Here is an 18,032-nt window from a genome sequence, read left to right as displayed (position 1 = left end):
GTCAGACGCGGTCGAGCGGGAGCCCGAGCAGCGCGTTCTCGATCACCTCGGGCAGGGCCGGGTGGATCCAGTACTGCTTCTCGGCCATGGTCCGGGCGTCGAGGCCGAACGTGATGGCCTGGATCAGCGGCTGGATCAGCGAGGACGCCTCGGGGCCCATGAGGTGGGCGCCCAGCAGCGTCCCGTCGGGGCTCGCGACGAGCTTGACGACGCCGGTGGTGTCCTCCATCGCCCAGCCGAAGGCGACGTCGCCGTAGCGCTGGACCTTGGTGACGTAGGGGATGCCGCGGTCGCGGCAGTCCTGCTCGCGCAGGCCGATCGACGCGATCTGCGGGTCGGTGAACACCGCCGACGGGACGTGGGCGTTGTTCGTCCGGCGCGGCTCGTCGGGGTGGAGCAGGTTGTGCCGCACGACGGCCGCCTCGTGGTTGGCGACGTGCTTGAGCTGGTGCTCGGAGCTCACGTCGCCGAGCGCCCAGACGCCCGGCGCCGTGGTGCGCTGCTGCTCGTCGACGACGATCCGGCCGTCGGGGTGCAGCGCGAGCCCGCCGGCGGCGGCGTCGAGGTGGTCGCTGTTGGGGATGCGGCCGGTGGCGACGAGCAGGGCGTCGCCCTCGATCGCGCCGTGCCGGCAGTGCACGAGGATCGTGCCGTCGGGCCGCTGCTCGGGCGAGGCGGTCGGCGCGGCCTCGAGCAGCACGGTCCAGCGTCGCGCGGCGAGCTCGGTGAAGCGCCCCGAGATCTCCTCGTCCTGCTCGCGCAGCAGCGCCGGCCCGCGGGTGGCGATGGTGACCTCGGCGCCCAGCGCGGAGAAGACGTGCGCGAACTCGGCGGCGATGTAACCGCCGCCGATGATCGTCAGACGGCGGGGGACCTCGTCGAGGCGCATGACGTCGTCGGAGGTGTGGAAGGGCACGCCGCTCGAGGCGATGATCTCCGGGATGCCGGGGCGGGCCCCGGCGGCGACGACCACCCGGTCACCGGTGACCGTGACCGGCGGGCCGCCGTCGGTCGGCGCCACGTCGAGCGTGCGGTCGCCGGTGAAGCGGGCGTGGCCCAGGTAGACCGTGGTGCCCGTCTGGCCCTGCCGGTAGCGCTGCCCGCCCGCGGAGATCGGGTCGATGCGCCCGAAGACCCGGTCGCGGATGTCGGCCCAGCGGATCTTGTCGATGCTGGCGTCGACGCCGTAGGTGCCGGCGTGCCGGATCGTCTCGGCGACGTCGGCCGCGTAGACGTACATCTTCGTCGGGATGCAGCCCACGTTGAGGCAGGTCCCGCCGTAGACGCCGTGCTCGACGATCGCCACGTCCATGTCGGCGAACCGCTCGTCCGGGATGGTGTTGCCGGACCCGGTGCCGATGATGACGAGGTCGTGGTGGGGCACGCCCCCACGGTAGTGCGCCATCGGAGCGGGTGCGGTCCGCGTCCGCGAGGTGCACCCGGCGTCACCCACGACGTCACCACCCGCCCCGGGCGCGCGGCCCGCGCGACGGACGGTCGCGACGATCTCCGCTCGTCGCTGATCGACGACCGCTCGTCGGCTGTCCGACCATCCGTCGGTGTCGTTTACCGACGAAAATCGACCGTTCGTCGTCGCTCGGCGGAGCGAACCTGCCCGCGTCCGCCTTGTCGGGCGGCGTTGCGGCTGCTGTCGTCTCCGGCCAAGGCAGCTGACCGCTGAGCCGAACGGCACACGGGGAGCGCGCCGAACGGCCGAGCAGCGGAGGGGCGGACCGGATGACGAACGGCGTGCGCGAGGGACTGGTCACGGGTCGACGGGCGCTCGTGCTCCTCGGGGTGGCCCTCCTGCTCGCGCTGGCCGGGACCGTCGGTGCCGTCGGGACGGCGCGGGCGACGGAGGGCGGTGACGACGCCGGCGACGGCGGCACGGTCGTCGTCGACGCGGGGACGCGGGTGGTCGGCGGGGCGCGCACGACCACCGACGAGCACCCCTGGGCCGTGTTCCTCACCGACGCCGCGGGCTTCCAGTTCTGCGGCGGCACGCTCGTCGCGCCGACCAAGGTGCTCACCGCCGCCCACTGCATGGCGACGACGACGGCCGACAAGGTCCGGGTGGTCGCGGGCCGCGACGACAAGCAGTCGACCACCGGCGAGACGGCGGGCGTGCGGTCGGTCTGGGTCAGCCCCGAGTTCGAGGGCGTCGGGCGGGGCGCCGACCTCGCCGTGCTGACGCTGGACGCCCCGAGCGCCCGCACCCCGCTGCCGCTCGCCGGCGCCGGCGACGAGGCGCTCTACGCCGACGGGCGCGCCGCCCAGGTCTACGGCTGGGGCGCGACCGCCGAGAACGCCACGCCCTCGCGCTACCTGCTGACCGCGACGGTGCCGATGCGCGGCGACGACTACTGCCGCGCCGGCGACCGCGGCTTCGACCCGCGCCGCCTGACCTGCGCCGGCTTCGACCAGGGCGGCGTCGACTCCTGCCAGGGCGACTCGGGCGGCCCGCTCGTCGCCGCCGGCAAGCTCATCGGGGTCACGTCCTTCGGCGACGGCTGCGCCCGCGCCGGGCGCCCCGGCTACTACGTGCGCGTCGCGGCCGTCGGCCCGCTGCTGAGCGCGCAGCTCGCCTGACACCACCCGCCCGACCCCACACGTCCGGACCGGAGGGCAGACCGGTCCGACGAGACGGAAGCGGGACCCGGACCCACCTGCCCCCGGGTCCGGGTCCCGCTCCGCGGAGCCGGCGTCACCTTCATCTCAGCGGTCGCTCAGATGTCGTGGGTTAGGGTCGGCCGTCCCTCCCGCTCTCGATCCTGAGGACCTTCCTTGGCCTTCCCGTTCTCGGCCGTGGTCGGCCACGAGGACCTCCGACTGGCCCTCATGCTCACGGCGGTCGACCCGGGCATCGGCGGCGTGCTGGTGCGCGGGGAGAAGGGCACGGCGAAGACGACGATCGTCCGCGCGCTCGCCACGCTGCTGCCGCCGGTGGAGGTCGTCGCCGGGGACCGGTTCTCGGTCGACACCGCCGCCGGCGAGGAGAGCCCCGACGGCCCCTTCGCCGCCGACGCCCCGCGCGAACGGCGCCCCGTGCGCCTCGTCGAGCTGCCCGTCGGGGCCTCCGAGGACCGGGTGATCGGGTCGCTGGACCTCGAGGAGGTCCTCGCCCACGGCCGCGCCACCGTGCGCCCGGGCCTGCTCGCCGCCGCGCACCGGGGGCTGCTCTACGTCGACGAGGTCAACCTCCTGCACGACCACCTCGTCGACCTGCTGCTCGACGCCGCCGCCACGGGCCGCGCCACCGTCGAGCGCGACGGCGTCTCGCTGACCCACCCCGCGGCGTTCCTGCTGGTCGGGACCATGAACCCGGAGGAGGGCGAGCTCCGCCCGCAGCTCCTCGACCGGTTCGGGCTGACCGTGCACGTCACCGCCTCCCGCGACGTCGCCGAGCGCACCGAGGTGGTGCGGCGGCGCCTGGCGCACGACGCCGACCCCGCGGGGTTCGCGGGGCGGTACGCCGGGGACGAGGACGCGCTGCGGGCGCGGCTGGTAGTGGCGCGGGCCCGTCTCGGTGCGGTCTCCCTGCCCGACGCCGAGCTCGTGCGGATCGCGGCGCTGTGCGCGGAGGTCGAGGTCGACGGGATGCGCGCGGACGTCGTGCTCGCCCGGACCGCGGTCGCCCACGCCGCCTGGCGCGGGGCCGAGGCCGTCGACGCGACCGACGTGCGCGCCGCCGCCCGCCTCGCCCTGCCCCACCGGCGCCGCCGCGACCCGTTCGACGAGCCCCACCTCGGCGACGACGAGCTCGACGAGGCGATGCAGCGCGCGGACGAGGCGGCGCAGGAGGCCGAGCCGGACCCGGAACCGCCCGAGCCGCCGGAGGGCCGCGACGGCGGTCCCGGGGACGAGGGCCCCGACGACGGCGGGCCCGACGGACCGGAGGGTCCGGACGACGGCGGCGGGGGACCGGGCGGCGGGGCGCCGGGCCTACCGCCGAGCGGGGGCTCGTCGGAGGGGACGCCGCCGGGGACGTCGGACGGGACACCGCCGGGGTCGTCGGAAGGGACGTCCGAGGGGTCGCCGCAGGAGCCGCCGTCGCGGGAGCCCTCGCCCGAGCCGGAGCCCGCCGGGGTGCCCGTGGGCGCGCCGGCGCGGACGCGCCTGAAGGCCCGGCGCTTCGAGGTCCGCGGCACGGGAGAGGGTGCGCCGGGCCGCCGCTCGCGGGCGCGGGGGCGGCAGGGCCGGGTGGTGCGCGCGGTGCCCGATCGCCGCGACGACACGACGCTGCACGTCCCGGCGACGGTGCTGGCGGCGGCCGGGCGGGGCCGTCGCGTCGCGCACGACGACCTCCGGCACGCGGTCCGGGAGGGCCGCGAGGGCAACCTCGTCCTGTTCTGCGTCGACGCGTCGGGCTCCATGGCGGCGCGCCGGCGGATGTCCGCGGTGACCGGGGCCGTCGCGGCCCTGCTGCGCGACGCCTACCAGCGCCGCGACCGGGTCGGTGTCGTGACGTTCCGGGGGTCGTCGGCGACGGTGGCCCTCCCGCCCACGACGTCGGTGCACGCCGCCCACGCGCGCCTGCACGACCTGCGCACCGGCGGGCGCACCCCGCTCGCCGAGGGCCTGCGCACCGCCCGCGCGGTCCTGCGCACCGAGCGCACCCGCGACCCGCGCCGCCGGGGCCTGCTCGTGCTGCTCACCGACGGGCGCGCCACGGCGTCGGGGGGCCTGGACGCCGCCCTCGTCGCCGCGCGGGGGCTCGCCCGCGACGCGGGGGCGGCGGGGCGCGGGGCGAGCATGTGCACGGTGGTCGTCGACTGCGAGTCGGGTCCCGTGCGCCTCGGGCTCGCGGGTCGCGTGGCCCGCGTCGCCGGCGGCGCCGTCGTGACCCTCGACGAGCTGACCGGCGAGTCCGTGGCGGGCGTGGTGGAGCAGTTCCGGGCCTCGTGAGCGCTTGTCACGGCTACAGCCGTGACAAGCGCTCACATACGGAAGGAGGGCAGACGTGCCGCAGGGAGTCCCGACGACGATCCCGCAGGACGGGCTGACGACGCGCCAGCGGCGCCGTCGCCCGCTGCTCGTCGTCCACACCGGGGTGAACAAGGGCAAGTCGACCGCGGCCTTCGGGCTCGCGCTGCGGCAGTGGACCGCCGGCTCGTCGATCGCGGTGTTCCAGTTCGTCAAGAGCGCGAAGTGGCGCGTGGGGGAGGAGACCGCCCTGCGCGCGCTCGGCGACCTCCACCGCGACACCGGCCAGGGCGGGCCCGTCGAGTGGCACAAGATGGGCGAGGGCTGGTCGTGGTCGCGCAAGCAGGGGTCCGAGGAGGACCACGCGGCGGCCGCGCGGGAGGGCTGGGCGGAGATCCGGCGCCGCCTCGAGGCCGGCGCGCACGACTTCTACGTGCTCGACGAGTTCACCTACCCGCTCAAGTGGGGCTGGATCGACGTCGACGAGGTGGTCTCGGTGCTCCGCGACCGGCCCGGCCACCAGCACGTCGTCGTCACCGGCCGCGACGCCCCGGACGCGCTGATCGACGCCGCGGACCTCGTCACCGAGATGACGAAGATCAAGCACCCGATGGACGCGGGGCAGAAGGGGCAGAAGGGGATCGAGTGGTAGCCCTGCCGCCCCGGGTCGTCGTCGCGGCCCCGTCCTCGGGCAGCGGCAAGACCACCGTGACGACCGGCCTGCTCGGCGCGCTGGCCGCGCGGGGCACCGCCGTCGCCCCGTTCAAGGTCGGCCCCGACTACGTCGACCCCGGCTACCACGCGCTGGCCGCCGGCCGCCCGGGCCGCAACCTCGACCCCGTCCTCGTCGACCCCGCGACCCTGCCCGGCCTCGTCGTCCACGGCGCCCGGGGCGCGGAGCTGGCCGTCGTCGAGGGCGTCATGGGGCTCTTCGACGGGCGGATCGGCCGCGACCCCGAGTCCGACGGCTCCACCGCTCACGTCGCCCGCCTGCTCGACGCGCCCGTCGTGCTGGTGGTCGACGCGCGCGGGCAGTCCCGCTCGGTCGCCGCGCTGCTCGCCGGGTTCCGGGACTTCGACCCGCGGCTGCGCCTGGGCGGGGTGATCCTCAACCGCGTCGGGTCGCACCGCCACGAGGAGGTCCTGCGCGCCGCCTGCGCCGAGGTCGGCCTGCCGGTGCTCGGCGTGCTCCCGCGCCACGCCGAGCTGGCCGTCCCCTCCCGCCACCTGGGGCTCGTCACCGCCGCCGAGCACGGCGTCGCCGCCCGGTCCGCCGTCGACGCCATGGCGGGCCTCGTCGCCGACCACGTCGACCTCGATGCCGTCACCGCCCTCGCCCGCTCCGCGCCCCCGACGCCCGCGACGGCGTGGGACCCGGCGGAGGCGGTGGGCACGGTCGTCGAGGGCGCGCCCGTCGTCGCCGTCGCCGGGGGAGCGGCCTTCACCTTCGGCTACCCCGAGCACGCCGAGCTCCTCGCCGCGGGCGGGGCGCAGGTCGTCACCGTCGACCCCGCCCACGACGAGGCCCTGCCCGCCGGCACGGCCGGGCTCGTGCTGCCCGGCGGTTTCCCCGAGGAGCACGCGGCGACCCTGAGCGCCAACGCCCCGCTGCGCGCGGCCGTGCACGCGTTCGCGGCGTCGGGCGCGCCGGTGCACGCCGAGTGCGGCGGGCTGCTCTACCTGGCGCGGTCGCTGGACGGGGCCCCGATGTGCGGGGTGCTCGACGCCGACGCCGCGATGGGCCCGCGCCTCGCCCTGGGCTACCGGACGGCGACCGCCACCGCCGACTCCCCGCTCGCCGCCGCCGGCGAGACCGTGACCGGCCACGAGTTCCACCGCACCGTCACCACCCCGCGCGCCGGGACCGCCCCGGCGTGGCGGTGGGACGGCGCCGAGCCCGAGGGGTTCGTCGCGGCCGGGGTGCACGCCTCCTACCTGCACACCCACCCGGCGGGCCGCCCGGCCGGCGTGGCGCGGTGGCTGCGCCACGTGGCGGGTCGGTGACCGTCCTCGGCGTCGGGATCGAGCCGGGCACGCCGCTCGCCCACCTGCAGGACGCCGTCGACGCGCTGGACCTCGCCGGGTTCGCCGTCGTCGCCACCATCGACACCCGCGCCGCCGAGCCCGCCGTCGTGGCCCTCGCCGCCGGCCGGACCCTGCGCACCTACCCGGCCCGCGAGCTCGACACCGTCGACGTCCCGCACCCCTCGCCCGTCGTCCGCCGCCTGACCGGCACCGGCAGCGTCGCCGAGGCCGCCGCGGTCCTGGCCGCCCGCGAGGTCGGCGAGGGCGTGCTCGTGGTGGCGAAGCAGCGCGGCCGCGGGGTCACCCTCGCCGTGGCGCGCTGAGGCCGCACCCGGAGGGGTGCCGCTGATCGGGCCGCGGGTGGATGCTGGTCGGTCCGACGGAGGGGGACGCCGATGACCGGGCAGGCCGACCAGCTGACACCGGAGTACCACGCGCTGCTCGGCATCGTGCGGGGCTACGAGCGCTCGCGGGCGGTCACCGTCGCGGCCGAGCTCGGGATCGCCGACCTCCTGCGCGACGGCCCGCGGGACGTCGCCGGGCTGGCCGCCGCCACCGAGAGCCACGCCCCGACGCTCTACCGCCTGCTGCGCGCGCTCGCCGCGATCGGGGTGTTCGCCGAGGACGACGACGGCCGGTTCTCGCTGACGCCGATGGGCGAGTACCTGCGCCGCGACCACCCGCTGTCGGTCGACCCGCCGGCGCGGATGTTCGGTGCCGACTACGAGTGGCGGGCCTGGGGCGACCTCCCGCACAGCGTGCGGACCGGCGAGACCGCCGCCCAGCACGCCCTCGGCGTCGACGTGTGGGAGTACCGGCGCCGCCACCCAGAGCACGGCGCGATCTTCGACGCCACCATGCGGACGTTCTCCCGCGCCGACTCCGCGCGCCTGGTCGCCGCCCACGACTTCGGCCGCTACGGGTGCGTCGCCGACGTCGGCGGCGGGACCGGCGCCGTCCTCGCCGCGGTGCTCGCCGCGCACCCCGGGGTGCGGGGCGTGCTCGCCGACCAGGAGCACGTCGTGGCCGGTGCCCCGGCGGTGCTCTGCGAGGCCGGGGTCTCCGACCGGGTGACGATCGCGCCCGCCGACTTCTTCCACCGCGTGCCCCGCGGCGCCGACGCCTACCTGCTCGTGCGGATCCTCCACGACTGGCCCGACGACGAGGCCGTCCGCATCCTGCGCACCGTCCGGGCGGCGCTCGGGCCGCACGGGCGCGTGCTCATCGTCGACGCCGTGGTCGGGCCGCCCGGCGAGGACCCGCTGACGAAGTTCCTCGACCTCATGATGCTGGTGTCCGCCGGCGGCCGGGAGCGCACGGGGCCGGAGTGGCAGGACCTCGTCGCCCGGGCCGGGCTCGGCCTGCTCGGGTCGACGCCGGTCGGGCCGACCCGCCACCTGCTCGAGGCCGTCGCGGTCTGACGGCGAGTGGCTGCCGAGCCCGTGCTGCGCCGTCGGCGTGGCGTCGCCCCCGTGATCCACGCCGGAGCCGCGGACGCGCGAAGATGACGGGCATGAGCGAAGAGCCCCGGTACGGCGCGCCGTCGCCCGCCGACGGGCCCACCACGCCGGGCACGGGCGCGATCTCGCGGGCGGAGCTCGCCGGCGACCGGCAGGCAGCGACGGGGCCGCCCTCCGGACCGCTGCCCGGCGCCCCGGCGGAGTACCCGACGATCCCCGACGGCGCGGCCGCCGCCCGCCCCCGCGCCCGGGTGTCGCCGGGGCGCACGCGGATCGGCGGCTTCTGGATCGGGATGATCCTCGGGGCCGTCGTGCTCGTGTTCCTGCTGGTCTTCATCCTCCAGAACCTCGACCCGGCCCGCGTCGTGTTCCTCGGGCTGGAGGCCACCCTGCCGCTCGGCATCTGGCTGCTCTTCGCCGCGATCGCCGGGGTGCTGCTGCTCGCCATCCCCGGCCTCGGGCGGATGGTGCAGTGGCGTCGGGCGGCCAAGCGCACCGGGAGGACCCGTTGACCCCGTCGCTCCGCCTCGCCGGCGCGCCCCTGCCGCTGGTCGGGCGCGCCCGCGCGTACATCTGCGGCATCACGCCGTACGACACGACCCACCTCGGCCACGCCTCGACGTTCGTCTGGGCCGACGTCGCCGCGCGGGTGCTGCGCCGCACCGGCATCGAGGTCGTGAGCTGCCGCAACGTCACCGACGTCGACGACGTGCTCGACGCCGCGGCCGAGCGGGCCGGGGCCCGGTTCGACAGCTTCGCGGCGGTCGGGCAGTTCCGTTTCGACCACGACATGGCGTCCCTCGGGGTCCGGCCGCCGACGCACGAGCCCCGCGCGCACAACCACGTCGACGGCGTCGTCGCCCTCGCCGCCGCGCTGCTCGAGCGCGGCGCCGCGTACGAGCGGGACGGGGCGGTGCTCTTCCCGGCCTCCCGCCTGCCGTCGGTGGAGCCCGCCGCCGGCAGCCGGGACGCCGACACGTCGAGCGAGGCGCCCTGGCCCGGCGCCGACGACCCGGGCGACGCGCTGGTCTGGCGCCCGGCCCAGCCCGGCGAGGCGGCCTGGCCGAGCCCGTGGGGCGAGGGGCGGCCGGGGTGGCACGCGGAGTGCGCGGCGATGGCCCTGACCGTCCTCGGGCCCGCCGTCGACCTGCACGTCGGCGGCGCCGACCTGCGCCACCCCCACCACACCACCCAGGCCGCCCTGGCCGAGGCCGTCACCGGCGTCGCGCCCTTCGCCCGGGCGCGGCTGCACGTGGGGACGGTGCGGGTCGACGGGGAGAAGATGGCGAAGTCGGCCGGGAACCTGCTGCTGGTCGGCGAGCTCCTCGAGACCCACCCGGCCGCGGCCGTGCGCCTGCTGCTGCTCGACCGGCCGTGGGCGCAGCCGTGGGACGTCACCACGGCCGCGCTGGACGACGCTGCGGCGCGGCTGGAGCGGCTCTACGGCGCCGCGGCCCGGTACGGCGGGAGCGAGGCCGCGGGAGGCGCGGTGCTCGAGCGGCTGCTCGACGACCTCGACGTCCCCGGCGCCCTCGACGTCGCCGAGACCGAGGGCGGCGACGCGGCCCGGACGACGCTGGCGGTGCTCGGGCTGGCCTGAGCCCGGTCGGTTCTCCGCCGACGGACCCGCGTCTCGAGCGGGATCGGTGCCGGTCGCGGGCGTGACGGGGAGGACGGATCCGCGCGTGTCCTGGCGCGGCGCGCCGGATCCGGGCGGGCGTCCGCCTACCGTGCATCCCGCGCGCCGTGTGCGGCGTCGCGCCCCGGCGGCGGAGGGGAGGTGGCACGTGGCGGTGGGCACCCGGTGGTGGCGTCGGACCGAGGCCGAGATGGGCGCCGACGTGTGGGGCGGTCCCGACGAGGTGACGATCGCGCCCGAGCCCCGCGAGTCACCCGACGACGCCGCGGCCGCCGCGCGCGAGCAGGCGGAGCGCGAGGCGCGGGAGACGTCGGAGCGCGAGGCGCGTGAGGTAGCCGAACGCCAGGCCCGTGAGCAGGCCGAACGCGAGGCCCGCGAACAGGCCGAACGCGAAGCCCGCGAAGAGGCCGAACGCCAGGCCCGCGAGGAGGCCGAACGCGAAGCCCGCGAAGAGGCCGAACGCCAGGCCCGCGAAGAGGCCGAACGCCAGGCCCGCGAGCAGGCCGAACGCCAGGCCCGCGAAGAGGCCGAGCGCCGGGCCCGCGAGCAGGCGCAGCGCGAGGCGCGCGAGCATGCCGAGCGCCGGGCCCGCGAGTTCGCCGAGCGCCGTTTCCGCGAGCAGGTCGAGCGGCGGGCCCGGGAGCAGGCGGAGCGGGAGGCCCGGGAGCAGGCGGCCCGCGAGGAGCGGGTGTCGACCCTGCCGGGCGAGGCGGCGGTCGGGCCGGGCGTGGCCCGGGACGCGGCGAGCCGGGAGGCCGCGGCGCGGGAGGCCGCGCGGGTCGACCGGAAGCGCCGCCGCCGCCGCGTGCTCCTGATCTTCCTCGTCGCCGCGCTGGCCGTCGCCGCCGTGTGGATCATCCCGTGGCTGATCGGGCTGGCGATCGACCTGGTGACCGCGGTGCTCGGCGGCTCCTAGCGCTCGGCCCCGCCGTCGAGCGTCCCGGGCGCCACGAGCACGCCGAGACGGCGCAGGTCCGCGCGATCCCCGTCCCGGGGGCGTCGTTACGCTCGGAACATGGCACGAGAGGTCACGCGGATGTCCGGTCTGTTCCTGCGCACGCTGCGCGAGGACCCGGCCGACGCCGAGGTGATCAGCCACAAGCTGCTCGTCCGCGCGGGCTACGTCCGCCGGGTCGCGCCGGGCATCTACTCCTGGCTGCCGCTGGGCATGAAGGTGCTGCGGCGCGTCGAGAAGATCATCCGCGACGAGATGGACGCGATCGGCGGCCAGGAGGTCCACTTCCCGGCGCTGCTGCCCCGCGAGCCCTACGAGGCGACGGGCCGCTGGACGGAGTACGGCGACACCCTCTTCCGGCTCAAGGACCGCAAGAAGGCGGACTACCTGCTCGGGCCGACGCACGAGGAGCTGTTCACCCTCATGGTCAAGGGGGAGACCAGCTCGTACCGCGACTTCCCGATCACGCTCTACCAGGTCCAGACCAAGTACCGCGACGAGGAGCGTCCCCGCGCGGGCATCCTGCGCGGCCGCGAGTTCACGATGAAGGACTCGTACTCGTTCGACCTCACCGACGAGGGCCTCGCCGAGTCGTACGCGAAGCACCGCGAGGCCTACCAGCGGATCTTCGCCCGGCTGGGGCTCGAGGTGCAGATCGTCTCGGCGATGTCGGGCGCGATGGGCGGCTCGGCGTCGGAGGAGTTCCTGGCGCCCTGCGAGGCCGGCGAGGACACCTACGTGCGCTGCCCCGCGACGGGCTTCGCCGCCAACGTCGAGGCCGTGACGACGCCCGCGCCGCCCGAGCAGTCGGTCGCGGACAAGCCCGAGGCGGTCGTGTACGACACCCCGGACACGCCGACGATCGAGACGCTCGTCGCGCACGTCAACGGCCTCGGGCTGGGCCGGACGTTCACCGCGGCGGACACGCTGAAGAACGTCATGGTCAAGACCAGGCTGCCCGGCGCGACGGAGTGGACGCTGCTCGGGGTGGGCGTGCCCGGCGACCGCGAGGTCGACCTGAAGCGCCTCGAGGCCTCGGTGTCGCCCGCCGAGGTGGCGCTGCTCGAGGACGCCGACTTCGCCGCGAACCCGTTCCTCACCAAGGGCTACATCGGCCCGGTCGGGCTCGCGAAGAACGGCGTGCGCTACCTCGTCGACCCGCGCATCGTCACCGGCACGGCCTGGGTCACGGGCGCCGACGAGCACGGCCGCCACGTCGTCGACCTCGTCGCCGGCCGCGACTTCACCCCGGACGGCACGATCGAGGCCGCCGAGGTCCGCGAGGGCGACCCCTCGCCCGACGGCGGCGGCCCGCTGGTCGCCGCGCGCGGCATCGAGATGGGCCACATCTTCCAGCTCGGGCGCAAGTACGCCGAGGCGCTCGGGCTCACCGCCCTGGGCGCCGACGGCAAGCCCGCGACGGTGACGATGGGCTCCTACGGCGTCGGGGTCACGCGCGCCGTCGCGGCGATCACCGAGCAGCACGCCGACGCCAAGGGCCTGGTGTGGCCGGCCGAGGTGGCCCCGTACGCGGTGCACATCGTCGTCGCCGGCAAGGACCCCGCCCAGGCCGAGGCGGCCGACCGGATCGCGACCGGGCTCGCCGACGCCGGCCTCGACGTCCTGCTCGACGACCGCAAGGCCTCGCCCGGGGTGAAGTTCGCCGACGCCGAGCTGCTCGGGATGCCGACGACCCTCACCGTCGGGCGGGGGCTGGCCAACGGCGTCGTCGAGGTCACCGACCGGGCGTCGGGCGAGCGCCGCGAGGTCCCCGTCGACGACGTCGTCGCCGAGATCGCTCGAACGGGCTAGTTCTTCGCGAGGGATGGCTACCTAGAGTCACATCCGTGGCGCCGGTGCTCACCCTCGACCAGCTCCTCGAGCACCGGCGGACGGTGGTCACGTGGTGGGTGGTGGGCCTCGTCGCCCTCGCGGCCTGCCTCCTGCCCTTCGTCGCCCTGGTCCTCGTGGAGACCTTCGACGGGCCGCCGTGGCCGTGGCTGGTGATCACCGTCCTCGGGGCGTTCCTGGTGCTCGGGGTGCCCGTCGTGCCGTTCGTCGAGGCCGACCGTCGCCGGTCGGCCCGCGTCGCGCGCGAGATCGTCGCGGAGGGCACCGCGCGCGGGCTCCCTCCGGCGCCGGCCGCCGAGCTGGTCGTCGGTGCCGGGCGGCCCGGCACGGTCACCTGGGCCGGCCGCGCCGTGGGACGGGTCGACGGCGCCGGGCTCGCGGAGGTGGTCCCGTTCGGCGAGGCGATCGTCCCGCCGCGTCGGCAGATCACCCCCGGCGGCGACCAGTACCGCTGGCTGCGCCTCGAGCTCCGGGGACGGCGCTACCTGCTCATGGGGATGACCCGGCTCCACCTCGTCGACGACACCGGACGCTGCTGGCCGCTCCCGCGGGCCGCGAAGGTCGACGACGCCGCCCCGCTGCGGCTGCTCCTGCCCGGCGACCTGGACGGCACCGACGTCGTGGCGGTCCTGCAGGCGCTGACCGTGTTCGAGTCCCGCGTGCGCGCGAACCAGCGGGCGCTGAGCGCGATCAGCTGACGCGCCGGCGGCGCTCCAGCCCGACCGACACCGCCAGCACGACGAGGCCGATCAGCGGCAGCACGGCGCCGACGGCGGCCGGGGCGTCGTAGCCGAGACCGGCGGCGAGCACGAGCCCGCCGATCGCCGCGCCGACGGCGTTCGCGACGTTGAACGCGGAGTGGAAGCTCGCGGCGGCCAGCGACGGGCCCTCGGCGGCGAAGTCGATGAGCCGTCCCATCAGCGCCGGTCCCGCCGACATCCCGACGAAGCCCAGCGCGAACAGGCCGACGGTGGCGGCGACCGGGTCGTGGGCGGCGAACACGAACGCCACCAGCACCGCCGAGTAGACGACCAGCGCGATCGCGATCGTCGCCCGCGGGGCCCGCTCGGCGAACCGGCCGCCGGCGACGTTGCCGACGGTCATGCCGACGCCGAGCGCGCCGAGCATGAGCGGGACGGTCGTGGCCGACACCTGCGCCTGGTTGGTGAGGATCGGGTTGATGTAGCTGTACACCGCGAACAGCCCGCCGAACCCGGCGGCGATGACGCCGAGCGTGAGCCAGACCTGCGGGCGCCTCAGGGCCGTGAGCTCGCCGGCGATGCTGCCGCCCCCGGCCTCGCGCGGGTTCGGCACGAGCGTGACGACGGCGAGCACCGTGACCAGCGCGATCACCGTGACCGCGACGTAGGCGCTGCGCCAGCCCAGGGTCTCGCCGAGCCAGGTCGCCGCGGGCACGCCGATGATGTTCGCGATCGTCAGCCCGAGCATCACCGTCGCCAGCGCGCGGGCGCGCCGCTCCGGGGGCACGAGCGCGGCGCCGAGGACGGCGGCGGTGCCGAAGTACGCGCCGTGGGGCAGGCCCGCGAGGAAGCGCAGGCCGACGAACGGCAGGAACGACGGCGCGATCGCCGAGAGCGCGTTCGCCACGACCAGGAACACGGCCAGGGCGACCACGAGCTGCTTGCGGGGCCACCTCGCGCCGAGCAGGGCGATCAGCGGCGCGCCGACGACCACGCCGAGGGCGTAGGCGCTGATGGCGGCGCCGGCGGTGGGCACGGAGACGCCCAGGTCGGCGGCGAAGCCGGGCAGCACGCCCATGCTCGCGAACTCGGTGGTGCCGATGGCGAGGCCGCCGAGCGACAGGGCGGCGAGGCTGACCCCGGCGGGGACGCGCGAGGCGCGGGCCGGGGGCTGCTCCGTGACGGCGCGGGCCGGGGACGGGGCGGGGGTCGTCGTCGCCGGGGCGGCCGCCGAGGCGGTCGTCGGGGCGGTCTCCGGCGCGTCGGTCGAGGTCGGCGGGGTCACGCGGGCACCTCCTGAGCGAGCAGGGCCGGGATGTCGTGGAGGGTGGCGACGGCGAGGTCGGCGGGCTGGCCGCGCAGGCCGGCGACGACCGCACCCGCGGCGCGGCCGGCGGCGACGCCCACGGCGGAGTCCTCGACGACGAGGCAGTCGGCGATGTCGACGCCGAGGAAGTCCGCGGCGCGCAGGTAGCCCTCGGGGTCGGGCTTGCCCCGCGTGACCATGTCGCGGGGGACCAGGACGGGGAACTCGAGGCCGGCGGCGCCCAGGCGTGCCCGGGCGAGCCGGGTGTCGGCGCTCGTAACGACCGCCCAGGGCGTCAGGGTCTCCTCGAGGTGCGCGACGAGCTCGTGCGCGCCGGGCGCGGCGACGACGTCGGCGAGGTCGACGTACTCGTGCTCGAGGTGGTCGCGGGTCGCGGCGGCGACCAGGGCCTCGTCGAGGTCGGGGCGCACGCGGCGCACGGTGGCCTCGGCCGGGTGCCCGGGCATCACCGCGAGGACGGCGGCGGGGTCGGCGCCCCAGCGACGCGCCCACGTGCGCCAGGAGCGCTCGACGGCGGCGTCGGAGTCGACGAGGGTGCCGTCCATGTCCAGCAGCACGGCGGCGAACCGGGTCGTCGTCCGATGGGGCGCCTCGGCGGGCATCACCACGGCAGGTCCTCTCCGGGGAGTGTTGAATAAACTCGCTCTCCGAGCATAATCGGGGCCATGAGCGCGTCAACGGAGACGGGACGTGAGCCCGGTCGCGCCCGCGTCGACCGCTGGCGCACCAGCGCCGAGGTCCTCGGGGAGGTCCGGCGCACCCCGGGACTGACCCGCGTCGAGCTCGCGCGCCGGCTCGCGCTGTCGAGCGCGTCGGTCACCGAGACGGTCACGCGGCTGCGCGGGACGGGCTGGTTGTGCGAGCACCGCGCGCCGGTGTCGGGCCGCGGCCGGCCCACCACCACGCTCGAGCCCGCCCCCGACGGCCCGCGGGTGGTCGCGGTGGACCTGCGCCACGAGGACTGGCGGGTGGGCCTGGCCGGGCTCGACGGCGTGGTCACCGACGTCGTCGGGGCCCGTCACGACCGGGACCCCGCACGCGTCACCGCCGCGCTGCGCGACGCCGTGGCGACCGTGGCCGGGGGGCACCGTGCCGTGGCGGTCGGGCTCGCCGCGCCGGCACCGGTCTCCGACGACGGCCTCGTGCGCGCCACGGAGCTGTCGTGGGAGGCGGTCGACCTCGGGTCGGTCACGGCGTGCCTCGGGCCGGGCCCGGTCCCGCTGCGCGTCGGCAACGACGCCACGCTCGCGGGGGTCGCCGAGGCCCGCACCGGTGCGGCCGCGGGGGCGGCGACGGCGGTCTACCTGACCGTCGAGGTCGGCCTGGGCGGCACGCTGCTGCTCGACGGCCACCCGCACCTCGGCGCGCACGGGGCGGCGGGCGAGTACGGGCACCTGCCCTTCGGCGACCCGGCGCGCCGCTGCGCCTGCGGGGCCGCCGGCTGCTGGGGCCCCGAGGTCGACGGGCGCGCCCTGGCCCGCCGGCTCGGCGACCCCGTGCCCGACGACCCCCGCTCCTCCGCCGAGGACGTCCTCGCGCGGGCAGCGGGCGGGGACGCCGCGGCCGCCGACGCGGTCGGGGTGGCCGCGACGGCGCTCGCCCGGGGCATCGCCGGCGTCGTCCACGTCCACGACCCGGACGTCGTCGTGCTCGGCGGGCTCGCCCGCGGGCTGCGGGCCGCGCCGGCCTTCGACGAGGCCTACGTCGGCGCCCTCATGGCCTTCCGGCGCGACCACCCGGTGCCCGTGCTCGACGCGGTGCACGGCGACCTGGGCGCCCTGCACGGGGCCGCCGCGCTCGCCCTCGACCACGCCACCAGCGCCGAGGGCCTCGCGGAACGCTGCGGCGACTAGCCCGCGAGCAGGCTCAGGCGGACCTTGCGGGCGGGGTTGTCGCCGTTGGTGTCGACGAGGCACACCGACTGCCAGGTGCCCAGCGCCATGGTCCCGCCGAGCACCGGCACCGACATCGACGGCGCCACGAGCGCCGGCAGGACGTGGTCGCGGCCGTGACCGGGCGAGCCGTGGCGGTGCGACCAGCGGTCGTCGGCCGGCAGCAGCTCGCGGAGCTGGGCGAGCAGGTCGTGGTCGCTGCCCGCGCCGGTCTCGATGATCGCCACACCGGCCGTCGCGTGCGGCACGAACACGTGCAGCAGCCCGTCGTCGGACCCCGCGCCGTCGAGGAAGCGGCGGCACTCCCCGGTGATGTCGCGGACGGTCTCCCGGTCGCCGGTGCGGACCTCGATCTCCTCGCTGTACACGGGCGACCAGGGTAGGCGCCGGGCGTTGCGACGGACGGTCCAGAATGCCGCCGTGCACCCGGACTCCGGACAGGGACGAGTGGCCGTCGCGGTCGTGACCGGCGCGGGCCGCGGGATCGGCGCCGGCCTCGCCGCCGCGCTGTCGGCGCGTGGCCACCACCTCGTCGTCACCGACGTCGACGCCGAGGCCGCGCGGGCCACCGCCGAGGCGCTCGACGGCCCCGCGACCGCCATGCCCCTCGACGTGCGCGACGCCTCGGCGCACCGCGCGGTCGCGCTGGCCGCCGCGGACCTCGGCGACGTCACCGTCTGGGTGAACAACGCCGGGGTGCTCTCGACGGCGCCGGCCTGGGAGGCCTCCGACGAGGACGTCGCCGCCACCTTCGAGATCAACACCATCGGGCTGGTCCACGGCTGCCGCGCGGCGGTGTCGGTGATGCGCCGCGGCGACGTCCTCAACGTCGTCTCGCTGTCGGGTCTCGGTCCGACGCCCGGGTTCGCGACGTACGGCGCCAGCAAGGCCGCCGCGCTGAGCTACTCGCAGGCGCTGGACATCGAGCTCGCCGCCGCGCGCCGCCCGGTGCGGGTGCGGGCGCTGTGCCCCGACGTGGTGGACACCTCGCTGGTCAGCAACGTCGCCCACCGGCCCAGCGCGGCCCTGCTGTTCACCGGCACGCGGCTGCTGTCGGTGGACGAGGTCGTCGACGCGGGGATGGGGATGCTCGGGTCCCGGCGGGCGTTGCGTACCGTCCCCGCCTGGCGCGCGGCCCTGCAGCGCACCTCGGCGGCGTTGCCGGGGATGGCCCGGGTCGCCGTGCCGTTCGTCGCGCGGCTGGGCGAGCGGCGGCGGTTGTCCCGCTGAGTCGGCGGGGGTCGTGATCGGATCGTGAC

The 18,032-nt window shown here is 76.9% G+C and carries 18 protein-coding genes; 13 read left to right on the top strand and 5 right to left on the bottom strand.

The genetic code is table 11. The features are described 5' to 3' along the window. Position 1: 1 nt before the first annotated feature. On the bottom strand, positions 2-1,384 hold the full coding sequence (locus PH190_RS04470) for a mycothione reductase (RefSeq protein ID WP_274230289.1): 1,383 nt from the start codon (positions 1,382-1,384) through the stop codon (positions 2-4). A 353-nt stretch (positions 1,385-1,737) separates the two neighbouring features. Between PH190_RS04470 and PH190_RS04465 the strand changes: the two genes are divergently transcribed. From PH190_RS04465 to PH190_RS04430, 8 genes are all read left to right on the top strand, one after another. Then, the gene (locus PH190_RS04465; RefSeq protein ID WP_274230288.1) at positions 1,738-2,589 is read left to right on the top strand and encodes a S1 family peptidase; all 852 of its coding nucleotides are present in this window, start codon (positions 1,738-1,740) and stop codon (positions 2,587-2,589) included. 195 nt (positions 2,590-2,784) lie between these two features. Continuing rightward, the gene (locus PH190_RS04460; RefSeq protein ID WP_274230287.1) at positions 2,785-4,905 is read left to right on the top strand and encodes a VWA domain-containing protein; all 2,121 of its coding nucleotides are present in this window, start codon (positions 2,785-2,787) and stop codon (positions 4,903-4,905) included. A 55-nt stretch (positions 4,906-4,960) separates the two neighbouring features. Further along, positions 4,961-5,575, top strand: coding sequence for a cob(I)yrinic acid a,c-diamide adenosyltransferase (cobO, locus tag PH190_RS04455; RefSeq protein WP_274230286.1), 615 nt, complete (start codon positions 4,961-4,963; stop codon positions 5,573-5,575). Between the two features lie 2 nt (positions 5,576-5,577). After that, positions 5,578-6,927 (top strand): cobyrinic acid a,c-diamide synthase CobB, encoded by a 1,350-nt coding sequence (locus PH190_RS04450; RefSeq protein WP_274230460.1) that lies wholly within the window; start codon positions 5,578-5,580, stop codon positions 6,925-6,927. Then, the gene (locus PH190_RS04445; RefSeq protein ID WP_274230285.1) at positions 6,924-7,271 is read left to right on the top strand and encodes a cobalamin biosynthesis protein; all 348 of its coding nucleotides are present in this window, start codon (positions 6,924-6,926) and stop codon (positions 7,269-7,271) included. The genes PH190_RS04450 and PH190_RS04445 overlap by 4 nt, the downstream gene beginning before the upstream one ends. Positions 7,272-7,343: 72 nt before the next feature. Further along, positions 7,344-8,369, top strand: a complete 1,026-nt coding sequence (locus PH190_RS04440; RefSeq protein WP_274230284.1) for a methyltransferase — start codon at positions 7,344-7,346, stop codon at positions 8,367-8,369. Between the two features lie 92 nt (positions 8,370-8,461). Next, positions 8,462-8,920, top strand: a complete 459-nt coding sequence (locus PH190_RS04435; protein WP_274230283.1) for a LapA family protein — start codon at positions 8,462-8,464, stop codon at positions 8,918-8,920. Next, a complete protein-coding gene (locus PH190_RS04430; RefSeq protein WP_274230282.1) occupies positions 8,917-10,008 on the top strand; it encodes a cysteine--tRNA ligase in 1,092 nt (363 codons plus the stop codon). The genes PH190_RS04435 and PH190_RS04430 overlap by 4 nt, the downstream gene beginning before the upstream one ends. A 289-nt stretch (positions 10,009-10,297) precedes the next feature. Here the strand turns inward: PH190_RS04430 and PH190_RS04425 are convergent, their stop codons facing one another. Beyond that, a complete protein-coding gene (locus PH190_RS04425; RefSeq protein WP_274230281.1) occupies positions 10,298-10,621 on the bottom strand; it encodes a hypothetical protein in 324 nt (107 codons plus the stop codon). Positions 10,622-10,735: 114 nt separating this feature from the next. On the opposite strand from PH190_RS04425, the gene PH190_RS04420 reads away from it, so the two are divergent. The 3 genes from PH190_RS04420 (at position 10,736) to PH190_RS04410 (ending at position 13,551) form a co-directional block, all read left to right on the top strand. Further along, entirely contained in the window at positions 10,736-10,963 is a 228-nt protein-coding gene (locus PH190_RS04420; protein ID WP_274230280.1) for a hypothetical protein, read from the top strand. A 99-nt stretch (positions 10,964-11,062) separates the two neighbouring features. Next, positions 11,063-12,814 carry a proline--tRNA ligase gene (locus PH190_RS04415; protein ID WP_274230279.1) on the top strand — a complete coding sequence of 584 codons (1,752 nt, stop codon included), beginning with the start codon at positions 11,063-11,065 and terminating at the stop codon, positions 12,812-12,814. A gap of 35 nt (positions 12,815-12,849) precedes the next feature. Next, a complete protein-coding gene (locus tag PH190_RS04410) occupies positions 12,850-13,551 on the top strand; it encodes a hypothetical protein (protein ID WP_274230278.1) in 702 nt (233 codons plus the stop codon). On the opposite strand, the gene PH190_RS04405 is transcribed toward PH190_RS04410, so the two are convergent. Together PH190_RS04405 and PH190_RS04400 are read right to left on the bottom strand one after the other, a co-directional pair. Beyond that, entirely contained in the window at positions 13,544-14,839 is a 1,296-nt protein-coding gene (locus PH190_RS04405; RefSeq protein ID WP_274230277.1) for an MFS transporter, read from the bottom strand. The two genes, PH190_RS04410 and PH190_RS04405, sit on opposite strands and share 8 nt — an antisense overlap. After that, entirely contained in the window at positions 14,836-15,483 is a 648-nt protein-coding gene (locus PH190_RS04400; protein WP_274230459.1) for an HAD-IA family hydrolase, read from the bottom strand. The genes PH190_RS04405 and PH190_RS04400 overlap by 4 nt, the downstream gene beginning before the upstream one ends. Positions 15,484-15,546: 63 nt before the next feature. On the opposite strand from PH190_RS04400, the gene PH190_RS04395 reads away from it, so the two are divergent. Next, positions 15,547-16,734: an ROK family transcriptional regulator gene (locus tag PH190_RS04395; protein ID WP_274230276.1), complete on the top strand. Its 1,188-nt coding sequence runs from the start codon at positions 15,547-15,549 to the stop codon at positions 16,732-16,734. Here PH190_RS04395 and PH190_RS04390 read toward each other — a convergent pair. Next, entirely contained in the window at positions 16,731-17,141 is a 411-nt protein-coding gene (locus PH190_RS04390) for a secondary thiamine-phosphate synthase enzyme YjbQ (protein ID WP_274230275.1), read from the bottom strand. The two genes, PH190_RS04395 and PH190_RS04390, sit on opposite strands and share 4 nt — an antisense overlap. A 79-nt stretch (positions 17,142-17,220) precedes the next feature. Here PH190_RS04390 and PH190_RS04385 point away from each other — a divergent pair, with 79 nt between their 5' ends. Continuing rightward, on the top strand, positions 17,221-18,003 hold the full coding sequence (locus PH190_RS04385; RefSeq protein ID WP_274230274.1) for an SDR family NAD(P)-dependent oxidoreductase: 783 nt from the start codon (positions 17,221-17,223) through the stop codon (positions 18,001-18,003). Positions 18,004-18,032: the final 29 nt, after the last annotated feature.

It is taken from the genome of Actinomycetospora straminea (assembly GCF_028737255.1).
GTDB classification, from domain to species: Bacteria; Actinomycetota; Actinomycetes; order Mycobacteriales; family Pseudonocardiaceae; genus Actinomycetospora; species Actinomycetospora straminea.
Note: the sequence above shows the minus strand (reverse complement) of the source record. Positions and strands in the feature narration are given on the sequence as shown.